Source organism: Rathayibacter sp. AY1A3 (assembly GCF_002930975.1).
Taxonomy (GTDB): Bacteria; Actinomycetota; Actinomycetes; order Actinomycetales; family Microbacteriaceae; genus Rathayibacter.
This window is the reverse complement of the sequence record NZ_PSTO01000048.1, coordinates 1-22799: the sequence shown is the minus strand read 5'-3', so window position 1 is coordinate 22799 and position 22799 is coordinate 1. Positions and strand designations below refer to the sequence as shown.

Below are 22799 nucleotides of genomic sequence, written 5' to 3'. Positions count from 1 at the left end.
GGCGCGACCGGAGCGGCCTCCGGGGTCGTCGGCTGCCGGGGCGCGACGGGATCCGCGGAGGAGGGGCTCGAGGAGCGGCGGTCGGAGGCGCCGGATCCCGCACCGGGAGCGGAGGGGTCCGCAGTCGGCGCCGCATCCTCCGCGGGCGAGGCGGCGGTCGGCGTCGACACCGCTTCCGGGGCGGTCATCGCCTCGGGCGCGAGGGCGGCGGAGGCGAACACCACGGAGAGCACGAGGGTCGTCGTCGGGACGAACGCGGCGAGAGCGCGGGTGGTGCGGGTCACGGACGGTCCAGTTCTGCGGGCTCTGCGATGCGCCCGCCTGTGATTACTACCAGGAGCGCGAAGTGCTCTGCACCCCCGCTTCCGGGTGGAGTACCGCGCAGCGCGCCAGCGGAGCTCGGCCATGCTCGTGCGCCCACCTCTTCGACGAGGCGGCGCTGAGCCGGATCGATCAGGCGACCGATCTCCTTCTCGGGGAGCGCCTGCGGGGGAGCGGCCGTTCCTTCCCGCCCGCGGAGATCGACGTGACGGCGCTCCCGCCCAGGCCCGGCACGTCCTTCGGCATCTGGAGCCCTGAGCCGCGCGCATCGAGCCCGCACTCGCCCTGCGCGTCGGATGATGCGCCGCACACGCAGAGGAGGGAGCGCCCGCGGGCACCCCCTCCTCCGTCACGGCCGGTCGACCGGCCGCCGTGCGCTCAGCAGACGCGGGCCGGGTAGGCCACCGTCTGCGCGAGGGTCTCGGAGCCCGCCGTGGCGGTCACCGTCACCTGGCTGCCCGGCATGCTCGCCAGGCGGGTGGTGAACGCGGCCGATCCGCTCGCACCCGCGGCCACCGCGGTGACCGTCTTCGAGCCGTAGGCCGAGGCCATCGCGACGTCGATCGGAGCGGTGCCGCCGTTCTTGGCGAGGACAGTCAGCACCGCCTTCCCGGCCACGCAGCGCGACGTCACGGTCACCGGCACCGTCAGCGCCGGGGCGGCCGCCTCGGGGACGACGATCTCGCCGATCTTGAGGAACGAGCCCGGCGTGGAGAAGGTCAGCTTCAGGCCGGTGGCCGAGACCGCCGCGAACGGGATCGTGGTCAGCGTGCCGTTCGCCGCCGGAGCGACGTTCTGCGCGGTGGTCGGCTTCCAGGTGCCGTCCTCGGCGCGGTAGGCCACGCTCACCGACGCCAGGGTGCCCTCGGTGTTGGTGAAGGTGAGCCCGGCGACGCGGTGCGCCTCGGTGTTCGTCAGCGTGAACTCGGCGCTGCCGGCGAAGGTGCCGTCGGTCCAGGTCGACCAGGGGGTGCTCACGTTGCCGTCGCAGGCGTTCTTCGCGGGGAGGGTCGCGTACTTCGTCTGGCTGAACGACGCCGAGACCGCGGCTCCGGGGACGCGGCAGACGTTCGTCGGCGGCGCGGTGCCCCAGATCTGCACCTCCGAGACCGACTGCCACGTGTTCGCCGCGCTGGTGAGGTGCAGGCGGAGGCCCGTGGTGTCGGGCAGGGAGGACAGGTCGAGGATCGCCGTCGGGGCGGATCCGGTCGCGGCCTGGCTGAGGGTGGTGGCGACCGAGGAGGTCGTCCATGCTCCGTTCACCTGGTACTCGACCTCGATCCGCGAGGGCCAGGTCGCGGTCGCACCGTCCTTGTAGGTGCTGACCGTCACCGAGTCGAGGTTCTGCGCGGCGCCCCAGGAGAAGGAGAGGCGGCTGTCGCGCGGGTAGCCGGACGAGGACCAGTCGTCCCAGCCCTTGCCCTTGACGTCGCCGTCGATGAGCTTGCCGACGAGGTCCGTGCGGCTCGAGACCGCGACGGACGCTCCGGGAGCGAGGTTCGCGATTCCCGGCTCCGCCACCTCGATCGTGCGGGTGAAGCGGCGGCCGGAGGAGAACCCGGCGTCTGCGGCGAGCGTGCCCGTCACCTGCACCGTGCCGAGCTCGGCGGGGCCGGGGGCGGCCCAGGTCACGGCGACGTCGCGGGTCGAGCCGTTGCTCGCGACCGAGACCGTCGAGGGGAGCGCGGCGGCGATGTCGGCGCCGCGGCGGACCTGCTTCGGCAGACGGGCGTCCACGACCGACCAGACGCCGTCGCCGACCCCCTTGTCGTCCCAGTAGGAGAGGTTCCAGCCGGATCCCCAGCGCGCCGGGTCCTCCTGAGCCGGATTCCGCATCTCGAGGCGGCCGTTCTCGCCGACCGTCATCGGGAGCCAGACGTAGGTCGAGTCCGACTTGCCCTCGTTCCACCGGTCGCCCATGTAGACGTACTTCCCGGGAGCGAGCGTGAGGACGTTCGTCGACTGCGAGCCGAAGGTCGTCTTGCGGGAGTCGCCGATCGAGAGCAGGCCGTCGCCGCCCTCCGGGATCGCGTTGTAGGCGACGTTCTCGTCGGCGTCGCCCTTCTCGACTCCGCGGGTCCACGCGCCGAGGATCGAGTCGGCGGTGTAGTAGGTCTGCGGGTTCGGCGCCCAGCCGGTCGCCCCGGAGGCGATCGTGTAGTACTTGCCGCCGTTGGCGAAGATCGCGGGCGCCTCGAGGTGTCCGCACTCCTTCACGATCTGGAAGTCGGTGCCGCGCACCGGTGCTCCGGCCGCACCGTCGGCGAAGACGTAGGGGTACGTCCCGTCGGCCGAGTACTGGTTCGCGTCGAGGGTGTCGGTCGTGGTGGTCCGCTCGACGTTGGTGTAGTCGGCGTCCAGCTTCGCCACGTAGAGCGAGTAGTTCTCCTCGGAGGAGTAGGAGATGTACGCGGTGCCGTCCTCGTCCTGGAAGACGGTCATGTCCCGCGCCTGCCCGGGCACGGCGGAGGTGGTGCAGGACTTGTAGTCCGTGCGGTTGTAGAGGCGGTAGACGCCCTGGAGCGTGAAGGGCCCGGTCGGGCTGTCCGAGACGGCGACTCCCGCCATCGAGCGCGCGTAGGTGCTGCCACCCGGGGTGATGCGGCCGTCGGAGTGCCACCACATGACCCACTTGCCGGTCTTCTCGTTGAAGAGGACCTTGGGGCGCTCGAAGATGGCGGTGTTCGGCGAGGCCTGCGTCGTGTCGAGGTGGTAGTCGAGCTCCGCGATGCGGTCGGCGCGAGGGGCTCCGGAGTCGTCGACGGTGTCGTAGAGCGCGTCGAAGTAGGGGGCCTCGAGGTCGGCCGGAGCCGAGACGCTGCGCAGCGCGGTTCCCTTGTTCTCCCAGTTGTGGCCGTCGGTGGAGCGGTAGACCGCGACTCCGGGACTGTTCCAGTAGCCCTTCGTGCGGTCCTCGCCGTACCAGTACTGGACCTGCTGACCGCCCTCCTCGACGGTGACGATCTGGCCGCCGTGCGCCTGGATGTGGCGGCCGTCGGTGTCGTACCAGTAGGGCTGGAAGTAGCCGGCCGCGGTGCTGCCCGGGTCCTGGACCGCCGGGTAGTCGGTGTAGGTCACGGGCGTCGAGGTGCGCGGCACTCCGTCGTCGGGATCCGTGGCCACGGCGGCCGAGGCCGACTGCGCTCCTGTTCCCAGGAGTGCTGCGACGAGCAGCGCGGCCACCGCCGCGGCGGCCGTTCGTGGTCGAGACGTCATGCTGTGCTCCTTTGCACCGGGGACTTCGCGCATGTTCACGCAAACATCAGGCTTCCACGAGGCTCTGATGACGTCAACATCCGAATCCATTCGGTCGCCGGATACCGACGGCTGCGCGGGCCCGGTCCTCGCTGCTCGACCTTCAGGCGCGAGCGCTCCGCCCGGTTGGAGGGCGCGCTCCGCGAACCGTCGATCATCCGATGCCGCCCGAACCGCGACCGCCCCCCGGGCCGGAGGGCTCGAGGGCGATCGGACGTGCGGTGCGGCCTAGCCGCTGACCGCCTTCCGGATATCGATCTCAGGGCTGCGAGGATCTCGCGCGCTCGAGGATGGCCGCGATCACGGCGGACTTCGCCTCGGCGTAGTCGTTCCCGTCCTCCCAGCGCCGGAGGAGGAGAGACGCCTTCGTGCTGCGGTAGAGCTCGCGGTCGGCCGGGTCGGTGCGCAGCCGGTCGCGCAGGAGGAGGTACGCGTCGATCGCGGGATGACCCTCCTCGTAGATGTGGACGTGGGCGTCCCGTCCGGGCGTGCGGACGAGCCGGTGCCCGGGCTCGCGGGTGCGCAGGACGTAGCCGGCCGCGAGCAGCGGCGCGACGTGGTCCTCCTCCGCCGTGACGTCGGGCACGACGACCAGCACGTCGACGATCGGCTTCGCGGGCAGGCCCGGGACGGAGGTCGAGCCGATGTGCTCGACCCGCACGCCCGGGACGGCCTCGAGGATGCGCCGCCGGTGCTCCTCGTACAGGGGGGACCACTCGGGGTCGTGCTCGTGCAGGGCGAGCTCGAGCGGCTCCGGTCCACCGACGAGCTCGACGGAGACGACGTCGGGGCGGCGGGGGGAGCGGTGCGGAGTCACCGGGTCATCCTGCCAGGGGTGCCGCAGGGCGGGTGCGGTTCACTGGAGCGGTGAGCACCCTCCTCGTCACCGCGCACCCCGACCGCGACTCCCTCACCGCCGCCCTCGCCCGGCGGCTGCGGGAGGAGCTCGGCCCCGACGGAGTGGAGACGGCCGACCTCGACGCCGAGGGCTTCGACCCGCGGTTCGGCGCGGCCGACCGGGACCGCTACCGCGGTGTCGGCCCGGTTCCCGACGACGTCCTCCGCGAGCAGCGCCGGCTCGACGGCGTGGACCACCTCGTGCTCGTCTTCCCCGTCTACTGGTGGTCGATGCCCGCGCTGCTGAAGGGCTGGATCGACCGCGTCTTCCTCGCCGGCTGGGCCTTCGACATCGACCCCGTCCACGGCACGCAGCGCAGGCTCGGCGCCCTGACCGTCCACCTCGTCCTCGTCGCGGGGGACTCCGCCGGGACCTACGAGCGGCACGGCTACGAGCAGGCGCTGCTGACGCAGATCCAGCACGGGATCATCGACTACTGCGGGGCCCGGCGCGGCGGGGCCGTCTTCGTCCACGAGTCCGAGCGCGAGGACGACGCGAGCCGCAGGGCGGCGGTCGAGGACGCGGTCGAGCGGACCGTGGAGGCGATCAGGGCTGATCCGCCTGCAGCGCTCCGGTGACGAGGGCCTGCACGAGGGTGTCGGCGTCGTAGTCCGGATCGTGGGCGGCGCCGATGCAGAGGTTGCCGATGCCCTTGAGGAGCATGTAGCCGCTGAGACTGGACGCCGGGATCCGGGCGGGTCGTGCCGCCTCGAGCAGGTCGCCGCAGACGGGGACGAGCCGCTCCACGAAGTAGGCGTGCAGCGCGTCTGATCCGGCGCTGTCGCCCTGGAGCGCACCGGCGAGGCCGTGCTTGGTCACCAGGAGGTCGACGAAGAGGGCGACCCAGGCCCTGAGGGCTGCCTCCGGGGTCGCGCTGTCGGCGAGCAGCCGTGGGCCCGCCTCCGCGCAGGCCTCGACCTGGTGGCGGTAGACGGCGACCACGAGCTCCGAGCGGGTCGGGAAGTGCCGGTAGATCGTCCCCATGCCGACGCCGGCCTCCGCCGCGATCTCGCGGACCGGCGCGTCCACGCCGGAGGCCACGAACACCGTCGCCGCGGCGGCGAGCAGTGCGTCGCGACTCGTCCGCGGTCGGCCGGGCGTGCGGGGCACACGGTCGCTCATCGGTTCTCCTTGCTTTTCGGAGCGGCGCTCCGTAATGTCTCCGAGCGCAGCTCCACCACGTTCCGGAGCAGCGCTCCGCAATGTTCCGGAGCAGCGCTCCGACGATTGTGCCAGAGCGCCGCCCCCCAGGAAGGACCCTCGTGCCCACTCCGCTCCTCGACTCCCTCGACCGCGTCGTCGGACCCGGCGCCCCCGTCGTCTCCCTCGCTCCGGTCGCGCTCGACGCCCCCGGCCGCCCGGTCCCGCTCGAGGTCCGCGTCTCGGCCCCGACGACGGGGTCGGATCTGCCCGTCGTGCTGTTCTCGCACGGCAACGGCTGGAACCTCGACGGCTACGCCCCGCTGACCGCCTTCTGGGCGTCCCGCGGCTTCGTCGTGATCCAGCCCACCCATCTCGACTCCCGCCGCAACGGCTTCGGCTTCGACCACCCGGTCTTCCCGAGCATCTGGACGGAGCGGATCGCTGATCTGACCCGCTCCCTCGACCGGCTCGATACCCTCGAGGCGGCCCTCCCCGGCCTCGCCGGGCGGATCGACCGCGCCCGGATCGCCGTGGCCGGCCACTCCTGGGGCGGGCAGACCGCGCAGGCCCTCCTCGGCGCCCGCGTCCTCGACGACGACGGCACCGCCGGAGCCGACCTCTCGGACGAGCGGGTCCGCGCCGGGATCCTGCTCGCGGCGACCGGGCTCGCCGGGGACGACCTCGCGCCGTTCGCCCGCGAGCGCTTCCCCTTCCTGCGGCCCTCGTTCGCCGAGCTGACCACACCGACCCTGGTCGTCGCGGGCGACCGCGACCAGTCGCGGATGTCGCGGCGCGGCCCGGACTGGTTCACCGACGCCTTCACGCACAGCCCCGGCGCCTCCGACCTGCTGACCCTCCACGGTGCGGAGCACTCGCTCGGCGGGATCGTCGGGGACTCGGTGGCGGAGACGACCGACGCGGACCCCGAGCGCGTCGCCGCGCTGCAGCGGCTGAGCACCGCCTATCTCCGCACCGCGCTCGGCGTCGATCCGCGGAGCTGGGGCGCGGCGCGGGACGCCTTCCGACACCACGGGGCCGCCCTCGGCCGGATCGACGGGAAGTAGCGGCTCCGGTCGACCCCCGGTGAGCACCGCCCGATGCGCGCAGTCCGCACGGCCGAGCGCGACCCCTCTCGATCCGTCGCGAACGGCCCGTCGCCGAGGGGCGGACGGGCCGTTCGCGACGGATGAGCGGAGCGGGTCCTGCCGTCAGCGCGGGGCGCGCAGCCCGGCGAGCGGGCCGTCGTGCAGCGGCTCCGTCTCCCAGCGGACGCGGGCGGTGCGGTCGGGAGCGAGCTCGACGTGCAGGCGGTGCGGGGTCTCGAGGAACACGACGTCGACCAGGACTCCGTCGCCCGAGGGTCCGGCGCTCGCCGCGAACGGCCCGTCGTCGGTCCAGGCTCCCGCGCCGGGCGTCACCGTGAAGCGCTCGTCGCCCTCGGTCAGCGCGAGCGTCCAGCCGCCCTCGTCGGCCGTCACCTCGACGGCGTCGGGCCACGATCCGACCGGCGTGTAGCTCCCGGTCGCGGGGGAGGCGCCCTCGAGCGGGGGCAGGGCGAGCTCCGACAGCCGGTCGGCCAGTCGGGCGTCGGCCTCCGCCGTGGACCCTCGGCCGACGGCGGGGAGCAGGTGCTCCCAGGCGAGCGCGAGCAGCGTCTGCGTGTCCGAGGTCTGGCCGGTCAGCGCGATCACGAGCTCGTGCTCGGGCACGATCAGGCTGAACTGCCCGTACGCGCCGTCCGCGCGGTAGCCGTGCAGCGACCGCCAGAACTGGAAGCCGTAGCCCTGCTGCCAGTCCGGTCCGCCGTCCTCGTGGGTCGGGACGTGCGCGCGGGACGCCTCGGCGACCCATTCCGGCGAGAGGATCCGCCGGTCGCCCCAGCGCCCCTCCTGCAGGTACAGCAGTCCGAGCGCAGCTGCCGCCTCGGTGGTGGCGTGCAGCCCGCTGTAGCCGAGCTCGCGCCCCGAGTCGTCGCGATGCCAGGCGACCTCGCCGATGCCGAGCGGATCGAGCAGGCGCGGGCGCAGGTAGTCGGTCAGCGACTGCCCGCCCACGCGCTGCACGATCGCGGCGGCGGCGAAGGTGCAGGGCTGGTTGTAGGCGAAGACGCTGCCCGGCTCCTGCTCCGGCGGGAGGAGGAGGAAGCCGCGCACCAGGTCGGCCGGGTCCGTCTCCTCGGCACGGTCGATCGTCTCGGCGGAGTGACCGCTCGCCATCGCGAGGACGTGGCGGACGCGGATCGCACGCGAGTGCGGGTCGGTGATCTCGTCGTCGAGCTCGGGGAAGTACGAGAGGACGGTGGCGTCCAGGTCGACCAGGCCCTCGGCGACCGCGAGGCCGACGGCGGTCGCGGTGAAGCTCTTGCTCAGCGAGTAGAAGAGGTGCAGCCGCTCGGCCGAGTACGGCGCCCACCAGCCCTCGGCGACCACGTCGCCGCCCTGCACCACCATCAGCCCGTGCAGCTCGACGCCGGGAGCGGCCTCGACCCCTTCGACGAAGGCCAGCACTCCCTCGGCGTCGACGGAGCGGGCGGACGGGGTGCTTCTCGGCAGTGAGCGCATCATCCTCCGATGCTACGACCGGCGCGGCGCCGCCTCCGCCCGGGGGCAGGTGGCGGCGCCGCCTAGGCGGTCGGCTCGGCGGGGAAGGGCCCGAGGCCGAGCAGGAAGCGGAGGATCGCGTCGGCCGGCACGCGCAGGGCGGGGCCGGAGCCGAGCTCCCACTCCGCGTCGGTCGGAGCGAGGGTGCGACCGCGGACGGCGGCGCGGATCGCGAGCGGCGCGCGCTGCAGGCGGTCCAGGGCCACCCCGCCGGTGATGCGGGAGGAGAGGGCGAGCGGCTCGGGGGAGAGGGCGAGCTCGACGCGGACGACCTCGACCAGCTCGGCGACCGAGCGGGGACCGGCGCCGGCGCGGCGAGCGGAGGCGAGAGCGGCCAGGGCCGGGGCGATCTCGGCGGCAGGGGGAGGGGAGGAGGCCTCGCGGGCGCCCATCCGCGTCGCGAGGCGCTGGCCGGTGCTGCTCGAGAGCCGCACGACGAGCTCTCCGAGCAGGGCGTCCCGGGAGACGGCACTGGCCGCCTCGCCTTCCGTGGTGGAGGGCGAGGCGGCCAGGACGGCGAGGCGGTCGAGCCTCTCGGCGACGAGGGGGCGCCAGTCGTTGCTGACGCCCGTCTCGTCGACCGAGGGCCCGGTGCTCAGCGGCAGGAACCGCGACCAGTCGGGCACGACCGCAGGGCCTAGCGTCCGCCCGAGCGGCGCTTGTTGTAGACGTCGAAGGCGACCGCGAGCAGGAGCACGAGGCCCTTGACCGCCTGCTGCCACTCGATGCCGATGCCCATGATCGACATGCCGTTGTTCAGGACGCCGATGATGAGGCCACCGATGATCGCGCCGCCGATGGTGCCGACGCCGCCCTGGACCGCCGCGCCGCCGATGAAGGCGGCCGAGATGGCCTCGAGCTCGAAGCCGTCGCCCGCCTTCGGGCCGGCGAGGTTGAGTCGCGCGGTGAAGACGAGGCCGGCCAGCGCCGCGAGGACGCCCATGTTGACGAACAGCCAGAAGGTGACGTTGCGGGTCTTGATGCCGGACAGCTCCGCGGCGTGCAGGTTGCCGCCGATCGCGTAGACGTGACGGCCGAAGACGGAGCGGTTCATGACCACGCCGTAGATCAGGACGAGCACGGCGAGCACGATCAGGGTGACCGGGATGCCCTTGAAGGTGGCCAGCGCGAAGGAGAAGGCTGCGATCACGACGGAGACGAGGACGAGCTTGGTGACGAACCAGGCGCCCGGCTCGACGCTCTGCGCGTACTTCTGACGGCCGCGGCGGGTGCGCACGGACTGCACGGCGAAGGCGACGATCGCGAGCGCGCCGATGACGAGCGACAGCGGGTCGAGGTCGGTCTCGCCGAACAGGTCGGTGAGGAAGCCGTTGCCCAGCGCGCGGTACTCGGTCGGGAAGGAGCCGATGTTCGCGTTGCCGAGGACGACGAGCGCCAGGCCGCGGAAGATCAGCATGCCCGCCAGGGTCACGATGAACGCCGGGATCCCGACGTACGCGATCCAGAAGCCCTGCCACGCGCCGACCAGGGCGCCGATGAGGAGGGAGAGGATGATCGACAGCCACCACGGGAGACCCATGTTGACCGCGAAGACGCCCGAGATCGCTCCGACGAACGCCGCGACCGAGCCGACCGAGAGGTCGATGTGCCCGGCCACGATGACCATCACCATGCCGATGGCGAGGATCAGGATGTAGCCGTTCTGGACGATCAGGTTCGAGATGTTCTGGGGGCGGAGGAGGATTCCGCCGGTCATCACCTCGAACAGCAGCACCACCACGATGAGGGCGATGAAGATGCCGTTCTTGCCGAGGTCGCCCAGCACGTGGCTGAGGCGCTTCGTGAAGGCGTTCTCGGTGGGCTTCACCTGCGCACCGGCCGCGGTGGACGGTTCGTTCTGCAGATCGGTCATCGTTGCTTCTCCTGGGTCATGAGGGTGAGGACCGCCTCGGGCGTCGCCTCGGCGATGGGCAGCTCGCCCGTGATCCGGCCCTCCGACAGCGCGTAGACGCGGTCGCAGATGCCGAGCAGCTCCGGCAGCTCGGAGGAGATGACGATGATCCCCTTACCCTGCGCCGCGAGCCGGTTGATGATGGTGTAGATCTCGTACTTCGCACCCACGTCGATGCCGCGGGTGGGCTCGTCGAGGATGAGGACGTCCGGGTCGGAGTAGATCCACTTCGACAGGACGACCTTCTGCTGGTTGCCGCCGGAGAGCTTCCCGGTCTTGGCGAGCACGGTCGGCGACTTGATGTTCATGCTGCCGCGGTACTCGTTGGCGACCTCGAACTCGCGGTTGTCGTCGACGAGTCCGCCGCGGGCGACCTTGTCGAGCGACGCGAGCGAGATGTTCCGCTTGATGTCGTCGATCAGGTTGAGGCCGTAGTGCTTGCGGTCCTCGGTCGCGTAGGCGAGCCCGTGGGCGATCGCCTCCGAGACGTTGCGGATCTTGATCTCCTTGCCGGCCTTGAAGACCTGGCCCGAGATGCGGCTGCCGTAGGAGCGGCCGAAGAGGCTCATCGCGAACTCGGTGCGCCCGGCGCCCATGAGCCCGGCGATGCCGACGATCTCGCCGCGGTGGACCGACAGGTTGACCTTGTCCACCATGACGCGGGTCGGGTCCTGGGGGTGGTGGGCCGTCCAGTCGACCACGCGCAGGATCTCCTCGCCGATGTGCGGCGTGTGGTCCGGGTAGCGGTGGTCGAGGTCGCGGCCGACCATGTCCTTGATGATGCGGTCCTCGGTGACGTCGTCGTGAGCGATCGTCTCGATGGTCTTGCCGTCGCGGATGACCGTGACGGTGTCCGCGATCTTCTTGATCTCGTTCAGCTTGTGGCTGATGATGATCGACGTGATGCCCTGCTCCTTGAGGTGCAGGATCAGGTCGAGCAGGTGGTCCGAGTCCTCGTCGTTCAGGGCCGCGGTGGGCTCGTCGAGGATGAGCAGCTTGACCCGCTTCGAGAGCGCCTTCGCGATCTCGACGAGCTGCTGCTTGCCGACTCCGATCTCCATGATCTTGGTGGTCGGGTTCTCGCGCAGACCCACGCGGGCCAGCAGCGCCGCGGCCTCCTGGTTGGTCTTGTTCCAGTCGATCAGGCCGCCGAAGCCGCGCACCTCGTTGCCGAGGAAGATGTTCTCCGCGATGGAGAGGTAGGGGCTGAGGGCCAGCTCCTGGTGGATGATGACGATGCCCTTCGCCTCCGAGTCGCGGATGCTGGAGAACTGCATCACCTCGTCCTCGAAGACGATGTCGCCCTCGTAGGTGCCGTGCGGGTAGACGCCCGACAGGACCTTCATCAGCGTCGACTTGCCGGCGCCGTTCTCCCCGCAGATCGCGTGGACTTCGCCGCGCTGTGCGTTGAGCGTGACGTCCTGGAGCGCCTTCACGCCCGGGAACGTCTTGGTGATGCCGCGCATCTCGAGGATGTTCGAGGTCACGCCGCCTCCCTTCCTTCGTAGTGGGGGAGGGCGCCCAGTGGGCGCCCTCCCGGGGTGTTCCTTCTCGGGTGAGGAGAGAGGACTAGCCGTTCACTTCCGCGTCGGTGTAGTAGCCGCCGTCGACGAGGACGGACTGGATCTGGTCCTTGGTGACGATGACCGGCTCGAGCAGGAAGGACGGGACGACCTTCTTGCCGTTGTCGTAGGTGTCGGTGTCGTTGACCTCGGGCTCGGTGCCCTCGAGCACGGCCTGGGCCATCTTCACGGCCTCCTTGGCGAGCTCGCGGGTGTCCTTGTAGATGGTCGCGTACTGCTCGCCGGCGATGATCGCCTTGACGGAGTCGAGCTCGGCGTCCTGACCGGTGATGATCGGGAAGTCGGAGCCGACGGTGTAGCCGGCGTCGGTCAGAGCCGAGATGATGCCGCGGCTGAGGCCGTCGTAGGGCGAGAGGACGCCCTGGACCTTGGAGCCGTCGGAGTACGTCTTGGTGAGGATGTCCTCCATGCGGCTCTGGGCGACCTCGCCGTCCCAGCGGAGCGTGGCGACGGTGTTGAAGTCGGTCTCGCCGGACTTCACGACGAGCGTCTTGTCGTCGATGTACGGCTGGAGGGTGTCCATCGCGCCGTTGAAGAAGAACGTGGCGTTGTTGTCGTCGGGGCTGCCGGCGAACAGCTCGACGTTGAACGGGCCGGCGGGGGCGTCGGCGGCCTTCGCGCCGGTGAGGTCGGTGAGACCGAGGCCCGCGAGGAGCGAGGTGGCCTGCTGGACGCCCACCTTGTAGTTGTCGAACGTGGCGTAGTAGTCCACGTTCTCGGAGTCGCGGATGAGGCGGTCGTAGGCGATGACGGGGATGTCGTTGGCCTTGGCCTCCTCGAGCACGCTCGTGAGGGTGGTGCCGTCGATCGAGGCGACGATCAGGGCCTTGGCGCCCTTGGTGATCATGTTCTCGAGCTGCGAGACCTGGGTGGGGATGTCGTCCTCGGCGTACTGCAGGTCGACCTGGTAGCCGGCCTCCTCGAGCTGCGACTTGACGTTGTTGCCGTCAGCGATCCAGCGCTCGGACGACTTGGTCGGCATCGCGACGCCGACGAGGCCGCCGTCGCCGGATCCCGAGCCCGAGCCGCCACCGGTTCCGGAGGAGCAGGCGGCGAGGGAGAGGATCATCGCTCCGCCGGCGATGCCGGCGATGAGAGCGCGCTTCATTGTGGTCACTGTGATTCCTTCGTCATTGAATGCAGTGGATGCAGGGCCGCCCTCGGGATCGGGGCGGAGTTGTGATGCCATGTGAGCGATCACATTGCGTCATGCTAGACCCGACGGCGCCGTTCGTGTCAACGCGCACGTCTCGACTCGGTAACGGGACACCGGCGGCGCGTCGTCCGCTCTCGGAGCGGTGCTGTCAAGGGTCCCCGGCCCCGGAAGGGAGCCGGAGCCGTCGGCGTTGCGTCCAGCACTGTCGAAAGGACGCACACCATGACGAAGACCTGGTTCATCACCGGCGCCTCGAAGGGCTTCGGCCGCGAGTGGGCCGAGGCGGCGCTCGAGCGCGGCGACTCGGTCGCCGGCACCGCCCGCCGGATCGAGACCCTCGACGCCCTCGTCGAGGAGTACCCGGACACGTTCCTCCCGCTGACCCTCGACGTGACCGACCGCGCGGCCGGCTTCGCCGCTGTGCAGGCCGCGGCCGAGCGGTTCGGCCGGCTGGACGTCGTGATCAACAACGCCGGCTACGGGCACTTCGGCATGATCGAGGAGCTCACCGAGGAGGAGGTCCGCGCGCAGCTCGAGACCAACGTCTTCGGCGCCCTCTGGGTCACCCAGGCCGCGCTGCCGATCCTCCGCGAGCAGGGCTCGGGCCACATCGTCCAGGTGTCGAGCATCGGCGGCATCAGCGCGTTCCCCTCGATCGGCGCGTACCACGCGTCGAAGTGGGCGGTCGAGGGCCTCACCCAGTCGCTGGCCGCCGAGGTCGCCGGCTTCGGGATCCACGTGACTCTCGTCGAGCCCGGCGGGTACTCGACCGACTGGTCCGGTCCCTCCGCGTCGCGCAGCGAGCCGATCGCTGCGTACGACGAGGTCCGCGAGGCAGCGAGCCGACGCCCCTCCGCCGCTCAGCAGGGCGACCCGCGGGCCTCGCGCCTCGGGATCCTCGCGATCGTGGACGCGGACGAGCCGCCGCTGCGGATCTTCTTCGGACGCGCGCCGCTGGGCATCGCGACGGCGGACTACGAGTCGCGCCTCGAGACCTGGAAGCGCTGGAACGACGTGTCGATCGCCGCTCACGGCGAGTGATCCCGGGCGGTCGCGGCGCGAGGGCGTCGCGGCCGCCGGTCAGCGCGAGGCGGTGACGCTCGCGCTCCGGGGGACGGCCGTGGATCCGCGGACGACCAGCTGCGGAGCGATCGGGGCCGCCTTCTCCGGCCGGTCGCCCTCGATCAGGCTGAGCAGCGCGGCCACGCACCGGCGTCCGAGCTCCACGAAGTCCTGGCGGACGCTGGTCAGCGGCGGCCAGTAGAACGCCGCCTCGGGGATGTCGTCGAAGCCGATGACGCTGACGTCCTCCGGCACGCGGACCCCGCGCTCGTGGAACGCGCTCATCAGTCCGAGTGCCATCTGGTCGTTCCCCGCGAACACCGCGGTGAAGTCGAGGAAGCGCGAGAGCTCGAGGCCCACGCGGTGGCCGCGCTCGGCGCTCCAGTCGCCGAGCAGCGGCGGGCGCAGCGGGATCGAGCGGTGGTCGAGCTCGGCGAGGTAGCCGCGCATCCGCGCCTCGGCCTCGATCCAGTCCTGCGGGCCGGCGAGGTGCACGATCTCGGTGTGCCCGAGGTCGATCAGGTGCCCGGTGGCGATGCGGGCGCCGGCCATCTGGTCGACGTAGAGCGCGTCGTCGCGGTCGTCCTCGCTCGTCTGCAGCGTCACGTGCGGGATGCGCAGCGCGACTCCGGAGAGGATGTCGAAGACGCGGATCTGCGGGGCGACGACCACGAGGCCCTCGACCGCCTGGTTGAGCAGATGCCGGATCCCGGCCTGGATCGACGCGCCGTCGGTGCCGTCGACGTTGGCCGTGACGACGAGGTAGCCCGCGTCGCGCGCCGCCACCTCGATGGCCTGGATGCTGGAGGCCGGACCGTACTGCAGGCTCTGCGAGGACAGCACGCCGACGGTGCGGGTGCGGCTGGTGACCAGTGCCCGCGCGGCGAGGTTGGGGCGGTAGTCGAGCTCGGCCATGACCTCGAGCACGCGCTTCTTCGTCTCGGCGCGGAGGCTCGGGTGGTCGTTCAGGACCCGGGAGACGGTCTGGTGCGAGACGCCGGCCGCGCGGGCGACGTCGTAGATGCTCGGCGCCCGCGACGCGGGCTTGTCTTCCGGCATCGGGCACCGCGGCTCTCTGTGATCGGCGCCTCCGACGCAGGACCGGGGCGCCCTCACGGGCGGCTCGCCCGTCCGCGGGCGCGTGTGAGCACACTTTACGTCCCTCGGCGCGGGGGCCTGCACACCGACGGAACCTCGACGGCTCGGACGGGTGCCGCTCCCGGATCGGCCGGACGTTCCGGCACCGCTGGTGCGGGCGCGCCGGAACGACGCGATCCGCGCCTCCGCCCCGCGATCGTCGCAGCGGGTGGTCGCCGCGGTCGGGTCAGCCGTCGAAGACCTCGGCCGAGGCGAAGGCCGCATCGGAGCGGAGCACGGCGACGAGGTCCGCGGGACAGTCCTCGAAGGCCGTCCTCTCCGGACCGGGAGGCGTGTGCGCTCGGACGTCGACGACGGATCCCTGGGGCGCGACGGCGTCGGGCGATCACAGGCGCCACCCTGCGGTCCGGGGTACTTTCCTGCGTGTGAACGACAGCGACGAGAAGTCAGGGAGAGGCTGGCGCATCGATCTCGGCGAGCCGCCGGAAAGCGTGTCCGGCGATGTCGTCGACGCTCTCGACAAGGTGTCCGCGGAATTCGCGGCATTCCGGAGCGGGACTTCCGGCGAGGGCGGAGAAAGGGCCGCGGCCCTCCGCGGAGCCGCCCGACTCGGGGCCGGAGAGCACCGGCTCGCCGTCGCCTCGGGGCTGACGCGGGAAGGCGTCCGCGCCTTTCTCGCGGGGGGATGACAAGCCGTCGGAGAGGCGGTTCCCCCGTGCCTCGACAAGCCGGCGCCGAAGGAAGAGAAAGGCCTCGAGAAGGCGCGGCATCCGGAGAGATCGGAGACGACGAATGGACGACGAGGAGTGGGCTCGGTACCTTCTCGCGATGGAGCGCCGAGCACCGACGAATCAGGACGGCGCGACCGCGGAACGCCGTGACGCAATGGTGGCGGCCGTCCTGCGGGAGCTCGACGGGATCGATCCGTACGGACTCGAGCCGGGTCGCGAGGACGGCGCTCCCCGCCACGAGTACGCGTCTGAGGCGGCCCCGATCGCGAGCATCCTCCTGCGCCGAGGACGGATCACCGGCGAGGAGCTCGACGCCGTCTGGCGGTTCTGGTTCGGCGAGCCGCTGAGCGCCCTGCTCGGCGACGGCTTCGCCCCGCTCCTGGCGCGGCTCGACCGGCTCGCTCCTCCCTCGGCGGAGGACTGACGGGCGTCGGGTTCCGGCGGCGGACCGGCCGCGATCCCGGCGTCCCGTATAGCTCCGCCCAGCTCCGCCTAGCTCCGCCTAGCTCCGCCCAGCTCCGCCCAGCTCCGCCCAGCTCCGCCCAGCTCCGCCTAACTCCGCTCGCGGAAGAAGCGGATGAGCTCGCGCAGGGCCGGGAGCGTCGCGCTCTCGGCTTCGGCGTCGTCGAGGTCGTCGAAGGAGGTGCGGAGCCCGGCGGCGTCGGCGTCGGCGGCGGACTCGAACGCCATCGACCACTCCGGGAACAGCCGCTCCCGGATCGGCTCCTCGAGGAGGGTGCGCAGCTGCGCGTGGCGCTCGTCGGCGGCGATGACGGCCATCCGCTCGCGCAGGACCGCGTCCGGCCCCTCGAGCACCTGGAGGAATCGGCCGTCGCGGTGCAGGAGCATGCCGGTCAGGCCGAGGCGCTCGTTGTTCGCGCGGCACTGGGCGAGCAGCGCGGGGAGGTCGGCGTCCGTGAAGCCGGCGGAGGTGCGGCTGGAGTAGACGAGGGAGAGCATGGCGTCCGTTCCGGGTGGGGGAGGCGGGCGCCTCCGCTCCCAGTGGACCACCGACAGCGCCTCCCGCACGGCCACTTCCGCCGGGAGCGGCGGGCTGCTAGAGCTAGCCGACCGTGATCGGAGCGGCGGACGGACGGGTGCCCTGCCGCATCCAGACGAAGAAGCCGACCAGGGTGAACGCGCCGTAGAAGACGTACATCAGCCCCGACGCGTAGTAGCCGGCCGAGAACAGCAGCGGCACGCCGACCAGGTCGACGGCCACCCAGATGAGCCAGAACTCGGTCCAGCCCTTCGCCATGCCGTAGGTGGCGAGGACGGAGCCGACGAAGATCCACGCGTCGCTCCAGACCGGCTCGTAGGAGCCGAGCGCGCGGAACACCGGGGTCAGCACCGCGGTGCCGCCGACCATCCCGAGCACCAGCAGGCCGCGGGTGCGCCACGACGCCCAGCGCGGCTCGATCAAGGTGGTCGAGTCGTCGGGGCGGTGGGTCCACCGGTACCAGCCGTAGACGCTGACCAGGATGAACATCACCTGCCGCCCGGCCTGGCCGAGCAGGTTGACGGGGTTCGGAGTGCCGAACAGGGCGCCCATGAAGACCGTGAACAGCAGCACGTTGCCGATGAGGCCGACGGGCCAGGCCCAGACCTTCCTCCGCATCCCGCCGAGGGCGCTGAGGAGCCCGAAGACGTTGCCGATGACCTCCCGCCAGAGGACGGTCTGCTCGCCGATGACGATCTGCGCGTCGAACAGCCAGTGCACGAGGTCCACGAGGCCTTCTTCCTGAGTCGGGATGCCGGGTGGTGCAACCCTGCCCCATCCCGGGCCATTCCCGTCGCGGGCGGATGCGGGCGCCGCGCTCGGACCACGCTGGATCGCGCGCCGGGCGGGGATCGCGACCGGCGCCCCGCTGTGCCGCCGCGACCGTAGGCTGGCGGGATGACGTCCCGGGTGCGACTCCTGCTGGCCTCGTCGCACCCCGGGCCGACCGTGACGGTCACCGTGCTGGCGACCGTGATCGCGGCGGCGTCCGGGCATCCGCTCGGGCAGGTCGTGCTGGTGGCGCTCGCCGTGCTGCTCGGGCAGCTCTCGATCGGGCTCGCGAACGACTGGATCGACGCCGACCGCGACCGCGCGGTGGGGCGCACCGACAAGCCGGTCGCGCAGGGGCTGATCGGCGTGGGCGCCGTCCGCACCGCCGCACTGGGGACGGCCGCGGCCGCCGTGGTGCTCTCGCTGCTGCTCGGACCGGTCGCCGCGGTCGCGCACCTGGTGCTGGTCGCCGCGGGCTGGGCCTACGACGCGGGGCTCAAGCGCACGGTCTGGTCGGTCGCTCCCTTCGTGGTCGCCTTCGGGCTGCTGCCGGTGGTGGCGGTGGCGGCGGGCGACGGCCGGGTCCCCGCCTGGTGGGCGATCGCGACCGGCGCCGTGTTCGGCGTCGCGATCCACTGCACGAACGTGCTCCCCGACCTGGTCGACGATGAGGCCACCGGCGTCCGCGGCTTCCCGCACCGCCTCGGCCTGCGGCTCTCCGGAGTCGTCGCCTTCGGGTCGCTGGTGGTCGCCGCGCTGCTCGTGCTCGTCGGACAGCTCGTCGGCGACCAGCCGGTGCGCGGGACGGGCGTGGTGCTCGCGGTGATCGGGACCCTCGCGGTGGTCGTGCTCGCCGCGGCGGGCATCCGCCTGGTGCTGACCGGCCCGCCCACGCGCACCCTGTTCCGGCTGGTGATCGCGGCCTCGCTCGTGCTGGTGGTCGAGCTCGGGCTGGCGGGCGCGCGGCTGGTCGGCTGACCGGCCGCCCGCGACCTCAGGACCAGCGCATCGCGTAGACGCGGGCGAGCAGGTCCGAGGTCGGCAGGGCGAGGGCGGTGCGGAGGAACGCCTCGCGGCCGCGGTGCGCGAGCGTGCCGAGCGGGCGTCCGAGCGCCATGTTCGCCTCCGCCTGCCGCGCCGCGCGCCGGGCCGCGGTGGTGCGCCGCCGGGCGAAGCCGGGCCAGGGGCCGGCCTCGCCGCGGCGCACGGCACCGGCCAGGAGCGGGGCGAGCTCGGCGGCGTCGAGCCAGCCGAGGTTCATGCCCTGCCCGCCGATCGGACTGATCTCGTGCGCGGCGTCGCCGATGAGCACGACGCGGCCGACGCCCATCCGCTCGGCCTCGCGGCGCCGCACCTGGAATCCGCTGAGCATCGTGCAGGTGTCCGGGTCGGCGTCGGCGCCCGTCCGGTCGCGGACAGCGGCGGCCAGGGCGCGCGCGGCCTCCTGGTCGGGGGCCTCCTCGGGCCGCCAGGCGGGGGCGCCGAGGGAGCGGTCCGGGCCGCTCAGGGCGACGTACCGGCGCCGACCGCCCGGGAGCGGGAAGGACTCCACCACTCCGGCCGGGCCGACGTCGACCAGCGCGGTGCCGGTGAGACCGCCGGGCTCGGGGTCGGCGAAGTCGCCCATCACGTAGCGGTCCGGGTAGTCGCGGCCGGTGGTGCGGATCCCGAGCAGGTCGCGGACGGTGCTGCGGGCGCCGTCGGCTCCCACGACGAAGGCGGCGCGGACGGAGACCGGCTCGCCGCCCGGTCCGGTGCCGGTCGCCTCGACGGTGGAGCCGCGGCGGAGCAGGCCGGTCAGCGCGACCCCCGGGCGCAGCGCGTCCGGGGCCGCCGCCTCGAGGCGCTCGCGGAGGATCGCCTCGGTGCGGTGCTGGTCGAGGGTGACGACGTAGGGGTGCGTCGCGGAGGCGCGCGCGAACGAGAGCGTGCCGAGGGTGCGGCCCCGGCTGCGCGCGACGCCCTCGCGGACCCGGGTGGCCTCGGCCAGCACGGGAGCATCGGCGCCGATCGCGGCGAACGCGTCGAGCGACGGCGGATGGATGCCGATCGCCCGCGAGCCGCGCGGCACCGAGGAGCGCCGCTCCCACACCTGCACGTCCACTCCGGCCCGCGCCAGGAGCGCGCCGAGCAGGAGTCCGACCGGACCGCCGCCGACCACGAGCACGTCCGTCTCCGCTGTCACGGGTCGAGCCTAGGGAGCGGCGGCGCGGCGGGCGAGGGGGTGCGCTCGACCGCCGCGCGTGCTCAGGGTGCGAGCGGAGGCGTCAGAGCGCGTCGACAGCGGCGAGGATCTCCTCGGTCTCCGTGCGCGTCGTGTAGTCGACGTGCACGTCCGCCGTGCGGACGATCCGGTCGGCGTCGACGACCAGGACGGTCGGGTACGGGACGGCCGGGGTGTCGTCGGCGTTGCTGTCCTTCACGGCGAAGCCGAGCGCGGTGTGCGCCTCCTGCGCGTCGCCGCTGGGGGCGGTGACGATGCCGAGAGCGCTCGCGAGCGTGTTGCCGGGGTCGGAGACGACGGTGAAGCCCAGGTCGCCGCCCGCGACCGCTGCGCGCGACCCGTCGGGGGTCTGCGGGCTGATCGCGACGAGGGCGACTCCGCGCGACGCGAGCTCGGGGGCGAGGGTCTCGTTGTAGTGCTTGAGCGTGATGTTGCAGTACGGGCACCAGGCTCCGCGGTAGAAGACGAGGACGGCCGGGCCCGCGCCGAGGACGTCCGCGAGGGCGACGGTGTCGCCGTCGACGGTCACGACGGAGGCGGCGGGGAGCGCGTCGCCGGCGGTGACGGCTCCGCTCGGGGCGCCGGCGGCGACGAGGTCGTCGCGCTCGCCGGAGAAGACGGCGGCGAGCTCGGGGCCGACCGTCTCGTCGAAGCCGACGGTGAACTCGTCGAGCTGGGTGCGGACGGAGGTGCTGGTCATCGGAAGTCCTTCGGTCGTGACGGTCGTGATCCCCCGTCCGGGAGCCTAGGCACGCGGGGGACCGGGCGCCGGGCGCCCGTCACGCGGCGTCACACGACGGCCGACGCGTGTCGGCCGGCGTGCGTGGGGCCGGGCCCCGTCGCTCCGTCACTCCGGGGCGACGACCAGCTCGCCGCCGGCGGAGCGCGAGACGCACGGCATGATCCAGCGGTCCTGCTCCTCGGGGGTCAGCACCAGGTCGCGGTGCTCCGCCGTCCCGCCGACGAGGCGCAGGCGGCAGGTGCCGCACGTGCCCGACTCGCAGGAGGAGTCGACGTCGATCCCGGAGGAGCGGAGCGCGGTGAGGAGCGAGCGGTCGGCCGGGACCTCCACGACGGCTCCGGTCGGCTCCCAGACGGCGGCGAAGGGGACGGCTCGGTCGCCGACGGCGTCGACGCCCGCGAAGTCCTCGACGTGGATCCGGCTCGGGCGCCAGTGCATCGTGAGGGCGAGGACCTCGTCGATCAGCGCGGACGGACCGCAGCAGTAGATCCGGGTGTCGTCGTCGGGCTCGGCGACGAGCGGCCAGAGGTCGAGCCGGCCGTGGATCGCACTGTGGTGCACAAGGGAGCCGTCGGCGGAGAACTCGTCGAGCCACGCGGTGTCCTCGGGGGTGCGGCTGAGGTAGACGACCTGCACGGCCGATCCCTGCGCCCGGAGCTCGGCGGCCATCGCGCGGATCGGGGTGACCCCGATCCCGCCGGCGATCAGGAGGTAGCGGGCGGCGGGCCGGAGGGCGAAGGTGTTCGCGGGCGGCGCGGAGGAGAGGACATCGCCGACGCGGACGTCGTCGTGGAGGCTCCGCGATCCGCCCCGACCCCCGGGCTCGCGGCGCACCGCGATCGCGTAGTGCGACGGCTCCGCGGATCCCGGCTCGACGAGGCTGTAGCTGCGGCGCTCACCGGAGGGGGTCGTGAGCGTGAGGTGCGCGCCGGCGGAGTAGCCGGGCAGCGGGGCGCCGTCCTCGCTCCGCAGCACGAAGCGGGTGACGGCCGGGGTGAGCGCCTCGCGCTCGGCCACCACGAGCCGCAGCTCAGCCACGGAGCACCAGCTCGTCGCCCACGCCGAGCGTGCCGCCGTCGAGGACCTCAGCGTAGACGCCGAGGAGCTCGTGGCCGTAGGTCTCGTGCAGCAGGCGCGGGACGGGCAGGTCGCGCCGACCGGTGCCCGGCTCGACCTCGGTCGCGGCGCACCGCTCGGTGGCCTTCGTGATCCGCAGCCGCAGCCCGCCCGCGGTCAGCTCGCGGCCGAGCAGCTCGAGCTCGCTCCACGCGGGCAGCCCCTCGAGATAAATGTTCCCGCGGAACCGCAGCGGATCGACGCTCCGGCCGGTGCGCTCGGCGAGGTCGCGGACACTCGCCAGGTTGATCAGCGAGACGTACTCCATCTCGACATCGGAGTTGTGGGCCGTGTCGGTGTAGCGGCGCCCCGCGTCCTGGGCGATCACGGGCTCGACGCCGGGCGGCAGGTCGAGCACGCGGGCGGCGAAGGAGCGCAGTGCGGCCCGTCCGTCCTCCGCGCCCAGGTCGGCGGAGAGGACCCGGTGGCCGCGGACGTGGACGGTGAGCACTCCGCTGTCGGGGTCGAGGTGCGTGGTCAGGCCGGCGAGGCGGGCCTCGGCGACGAGCACGAAGTACTCGCGCTTGGAGATGCCGTGCCGCATGCCGGGCCGGTAGGCGCCGCCGGGGCGGGCGAGGGCGATCGTGCGGTCGAAGGGGACGCCGCGGCCTGGGGTGAGCTCGACGCAGGGGAGCGGCTGCGGGGTCAAGCCCTTCACCGGGTAGACGAAGAGGCCGTCCACGCGTGTCGTCATGCCCCCATCCTGGCGCATCGCCGGGGAGCCGGCAGGGCCGTCGCGGCGCAGGGGAGCGCGAGGGGCCGTGCGCGACGCCGTGTGGATCCTGCGAGGGCGGGCGGAGGGATCCCCTCCGGCGGGCCTCGTCAGTACTGGAGGGAGAGGCCGACCAGGGGCGGGACGACGAGCGCGCCCAGCTCGACGATCGCGACGCTCGCGCCGACGCCGAGCGTGACGGCCGAGAGCAGCCGGGCGCGGTCCTTCCGCGCGACGCCGATGACGCCGACGATCGCGGTCGCCGTCGCGAGCACGAGCATCGTGACCCCGAGGGCGGCGAAGAGCGCCCCGATCTGCGTGGTGTCGAAGCCGCCCTGGAACGCGAGGACCGGGATGGCCGTGGTGAGCGCGGTCCGCCCGATCTGCGCGAGGGCGATCACCACGGCGCCGACGATCTCGAGAGGGCTCCAGGCGGTCATGACTCCAGGGTGCGCGCGGAGCGGCGCGCGGGCAA

The 22799-nt window shown here is 72.6% G+C and carries 22 protein-coding genes and 1 pseudogene; 6 read left to right on the top strand and 17 right to left on the bottom strand.

Features of this window, described 5'->3' with window-relative positions; all coding sequences use genetic code 11:
• The 3 genes and pseudogenes from C5C10_RS15955 to C5C10_RS15940 form a co-directional block, all read right to left on the bottom strand.
• Nucleotides 1-284, bottom strand: a pseudogene (locus C5C10_RS15955) (hypothetical protein); the annotation flags it as partial.
• Nucleotides 285-699: 415 nt separating this feature from the next.
• Nucleotides 700-3537 carry a discoidin domain-containing protein gene (locus tag C5C10_RS15945; RefSeq protein ID WP_104329754.1) on the bottom strand — a complete coding sequence of 946 codons (2838 nt, stop codon included), beginning with the start codon at nucleotides 3535-3537 and terminating at the stop codon, nucleotides 700-702.
• 298 nt (nucleotides 3538-3835) lie between these two features.
• Nucleotides 3836-4393 (bottom strand): GrpB family protein, encoded by a 558-nt coding sequence (locus C5C10_RS15940; RefSeq protein ID WP_104329753.1) that lies wholly within the window; start codon nucleotides 4391-4393, stop codon nucleotides 3836-3838.
• Nucleotides 4394-4443: 50 nt separating this feature from the next.
• Between C5C10_RS15940 and C5C10_RS15935 the strand changes: the two genes are divergently transcribed.
• On the top strand, nucleotides 4444-5052 hold the full coding sequence (locus tag C5C10_RS15935; protein WP_104324799.1) for an NAD(P)H-dependent oxidoreductase: 609 nt from the start codon (nucleotides 4444-4446) through the stop codon (nucleotides 5050-5052).
• Here C5C10_RS15935 and C5C10_RS15930 read toward each other — a convergent pair.
• Entirely contained in the window at nucleotides 5021-5596 is a 576-nt protein-coding gene (locus tag C5C10_RS15930; RefSeq protein ID WP_104329752.1) for a TetR/AcrR family transcriptional regulator, read from the bottom strand. The two genes, C5C10_RS15935 and C5C10_RS15930, sit on opposite strands and share 32 nt — an antisense overlap.
• Nucleotides 5597-5736: 140 nt before the next feature.
• Between C5C10_RS15930 and C5C10_RS15925 the strand changes: the two genes are divergently transcribed.
• A complete protein-coding gene (locus C5C10_RS15925) occupies nucleotides 5737-6681 on the top strand; it encodes a chlorophyllase (protein WP_258060626.1) in 945 nt (314 codons plus the stop codon).
• A 144-nt stretch (nucleotides 6682-6825) separates the two neighbouring features.
• On the opposite strand, the gene C5C10_RS15920 is transcribed toward C5C10_RS15925, so the two are convergent.
• The 5 genes from C5C10_RS15920 to chvE form a co-directional block, all read right to left on the bottom strand.
• A complete protein-coding gene (locus C5C10_RS15920) occupies nucleotides 6826-8181 on the bottom strand; it encodes a serine hydrolase (RefSeq protein ID WP_219813280.1) in 1356 nt (451 codons plus the stop codon).
• Between the two features lie 59 nt (nucleotides 8182-8240).
• Nucleotides 8241-8843: a hypothetical protein gene (locus C5C10_RS15915; RefSeq protein WP_104234507.1), complete on the bottom strand. Its 603-nt coding sequence runs from the start codon at nucleotides 8841-8843 to the stop codon at nucleotides 8241-8243.
• Nucleotides 8844-8854: 11 nt separating this feature from the next.
• Nucleotides 8855-10090: a multiple monosaccharide ABC transporter permease gene (gene mmsB / locus C5C10_RS15910; RefSeq protein ID WP_104227395.1), complete on the bottom strand. Its 1236-nt coding sequence runs from the start codon at nucleotides 10088-10090 to the stop codon at nucleotides 8855-8857.
• Complete coding sequence (mmsA, locus tag C5C10_RS15905) at nucleotides 10087-11616, bottom strand: multiple monosaccharide ABC transporter ATP-binding protein (protein WP_104256398.1); 1530 nt, start codon at nucleotides 11614-11616, stop codon at nucleotides 10087-10089. The genes mmsB and mmsA overlap by 4 nt, the downstream gene beginning before the upstream one ends.
• A gap of 82 nt (nucleotides 11617-11698) precedes the next feature.
• Complete coding sequence (chvE, locus tag C5C10_RS15900; protein ID WP_104224984.1) at nucleotides 11699-12820, bottom strand: multiple monosaccharide ABC transporter substrate-binding protein; 1122 nt, start codon at nucleotides 12818-12820, stop codon at nucleotides 11699-11701.
• A 270-nt stretch (nucleotides 12821-13090) separates the two neighbouring features.
• Between chvE and C5C10_RS15895 the strand changes: the two genes are divergently transcribed.
• Nucleotides 13091-13909 (top strand): SDR family oxidoreductase, encoded by an 819-nt coding sequence (locus C5C10_RS15895; protein ID WP_104329749.1) that lies wholly within the window; start codon nucleotides 13091-13093, stop codon nucleotides 13907-13909.
• A 39-nt stretch (nucleotides 13910-13948) separates the two neighbouring features.
• Here C5C10_RS15895 and C5C10_RS15890 read toward each other — a convergent pair whose 3' ends face one another.
• Nucleotides 13949-14989: a LacI family DNA-binding transcriptional regulator gene (locus C5C10_RS15890; RefSeq protein WP_104234510.1), complete on the bottom strand. Its 1041-nt coding sequence runs from the start codon at nucleotides 14987-14989 to the stop codon at nucleotides 13949-13951.
• Nucleotides 14990-15453: 464 nt separating this feature from the next.
• Here C5C10_RS15890 and C5C10_RS17610 point away from each other — a divergent pair, with 464 nt between their 5' ends.
• Both C5C10_RS17610 and C5C10_RS15880 read left to right on the top strand, forming a co-directional pair.
• On the top strand, nucleotides 15454-15717 hold the full coding sequence (locus tag C5C10_RS17610) for a hypothetical protein (RefSeq protein ID WP_104227400.1): 264 nt from the start codon (nucleotides 15454-15456) through the stop codon (nucleotides 15715-15717).
• A 139-nt stretch (nucleotides 15718-15856) separates the two neighbouring features.
• Nucleotides 15857-16183 (top strand): hypothetical protein, encoded by a 327-nt coding sequence (locus C5C10_RS15880; RefSeq protein ID WP_146082186.1) that lies wholly within the window; start codon nucleotides 15857-15859, stop codon nucleotides 16181-16183.
• Between the two features lie 128 nt (nucleotides 16184-16311).
• Here C5C10_RS15880 and C5C10_RS15875 read toward each other — a convergent pair whose 3' ends face one another.
• Both C5C10_RS15875 and pnuC read right to left on the bottom strand, forming a co-directional pair.
• Nucleotides 16312-16719: a BLUF domain-containing protein gene (locus C5C10_RS15875; protein ID WP_104227402.1), complete on the bottom strand. Its 408-nt coding sequence runs from the start codon at nucleotides 16717-16719 to the stop codon at nucleotides 16312-16314.
• 103 nt (nucleotides 16720-16822) lie between these two features.
• On the bottom strand, nucleotides 16823-17488 hold the full coding sequence (pnuC, locus tag C5C10_RS15870; RefSeq protein ID WP_104227403.1) for a nicotinamide riboside transporter PnuC: 666 nt from the start codon (nucleotides 17486-17488) through the stop codon (nucleotides 16823-16825).
• Nucleotides 17489-17656: 168 nt separating this feature from the next.
• Between pnuC and C5C10_RS15865 the strand changes: the two genes are divergently transcribed.
• Nucleotides 17657-18508: a UbiA family prenyltransferase gene (locus C5C10_RS15865; RefSeq protein WP_104329746.1), complete on the top strand. Its 852-nt coding sequence runs from the start codon at nucleotides 17657-17659 to the stop codon at nucleotides 18506-18508.
• 16 nt (nucleotides 18509-18524) lie between these two features.
• On the opposite strand, the gene C5C10_RS15860 is transcribed toward C5C10_RS15865, so the two are convergent.
• The 5 genes from C5C10_RS15860 to C5C10_RS15840 form a co-directional block, all read right to left on the bottom strand.
• Nucleotides 18525-19715 (bottom strand): NAD(P)/FAD-dependent oxidoreductase, encoded by a 1191-nt coding sequence (locus tag C5C10_RS15860; protein ID WP_104329745.1) that lies wholly within the window; start codon nucleotides 19713-19715, stop codon nucleotides 18525-18527.
• An 82-nt stretch (nucleotides 19716-19797) separates the two neighbouring features.
• Nucleotides 19798-20454 carry a peroxiredoxin-like family protein gene (locus tag C5C10_RS15855; RefSeq protein WP_104329744.1) on the bottom strand — a complete coding sequence of 219 codons (657 nt, stop codon included), beginning with the start codon at nucleotides 20452-20454 and terminating at the stop codon, nucleotides 19798-19800.
• Nucleotides 20455-20601: 147 nt separating this feature from the next.
• Nucleotides 20602-21534, bottom strand: a complete 933-nt coding sequence (locus tag C5C10_RS15850) for a PDR/VanB family oxidoreductase (RefSeq protein ID WP_104250910.1) — start codon at nucleotides 21532-21534, stop codon at nucleotides 20602-20604.
• A complete protein-coding gene (locus C5C10_RS15845; RefSeq protein ID WP_181073492.1) occupies nucleotides 21527-22306 on the bottom strand; it encodes an MOSC domain-containing protein in 780 nt (259 codons plus the stop codon). Before C5C10_RS15845 ends, C5C10_RS15850 begins: the two co-directional genes overlap by 8 nt.
• 128 nt (nucleotides 22307-22434) lie before the next feature.
• Nucleotides 22435-22764 (bottom strand): hypothetical protein, encoded by a 330-nt coding sequence (locus tag C5C10_RS15840; RefSeq protein WP_146082185.1) that lies wholly within the window; start codon nucleotides 22762-22764, stop codon nucleotides 22435-22437.
• Nucleotides 22765-22799: the final 35 nt, after the last annotated feature.

Excerpts from the sequence above, each read along its gene's own strand:
- C5C10_RS15945 (WP_104329754.1), bottom strand. The coding sequence starts at position 3,537 with ATGACGTCTCGACCACGAACGGCCGCCGCGGCGGTGGCCGCGCTGCTC.
- C5C10_RS15930 (WP_104329752.1), bottom strand. The coding sequence starts at position 5,596 with ATGAGCGACCGTGTGCCCCGCACGCCCGGCCGACCGCGGACGAGTCGC.
- C5C10_RS15920 (WP_219813280.1), bottom strand. The coding sequence starts at position 8,181 with ATGATGCGCTCACTGCCGAGAAGCACCCCGTCCGCCCGCTCCGTCGAC.
- mmsB (WP_104227395.1), bottom strand. The coding sequence starts at position 10,090 with ATGACCGATCTGCAGAACGAACCGTCCACCGCGGCCGGTGCGCAGGTG.
- chvE (WP_104224984.1), bottom strand. The coding sequence starts at position 12,820 with ATGAAGCGCGCTCTCATCGCCGGCATCGCCGGCGGAGCGATGATCCTC.
- C5C10_RS15895 (WP_104329749.1), top strand. The coding sequence starts at position 13,091 with ATGACGAAGACCTGGTTCATCACCGGCGCCTCGAAGGGCTTCGGCCGC.
- C5C10_RS15890 (WP_104234510.1), bottom strand. The coding sequence starts at position 14,989 with ATGCCGGAAGACAAGCCCGCGTCGCGGGCGCCGAGCATCTACGACGTC.
- C5C10_RS15880 (WP_146082186.1), top strand. The coding sequence starts at position 15,857 with ATGGAGCGCCGAGCACCGACGAATCAGGACGGCGCGACCGCGGAACGC.
- C5C10_RS15875 (WP_104227402.1), bottom strand. The coding sequence starts at position 16,719 with ATGCTCTCCCTCGTCTACTCCAGCCGCACCTCCGCCGGCTTCACGGAC.
- C5C10_RS15865 (WP_104329746.1), top strand. The coding sequence starts at position 17,657 with ATGACGTCCCGGGTGCGACTCCTGCTGGCCTCGTCGCACCCCGGGCCG.
- C5C10_RS15855 (WP_104329744.1), bottom strand. The coding sequence starts at position 20,454 with ATGACCAGCACCTCCGTCCGCACCCAGCTCGACGAGTTCACCGTCGGC.
- C5C10_RS15845 (WP_181073492.1), bottom strand. The coding sequence starts at position 22,306 with ATGACGACACGCGTGGACGGCCTCTTCGTCTACCCGGTGAAGGGCTTG.
- C5C10_RS15840 (WP_146082185.1), bottom strand. The coding sequence starts at position 22,764 with ATGACCGCCTGGAGCCCTCTCGAGATCGTCGGCGCCGTGGTGATCGCC.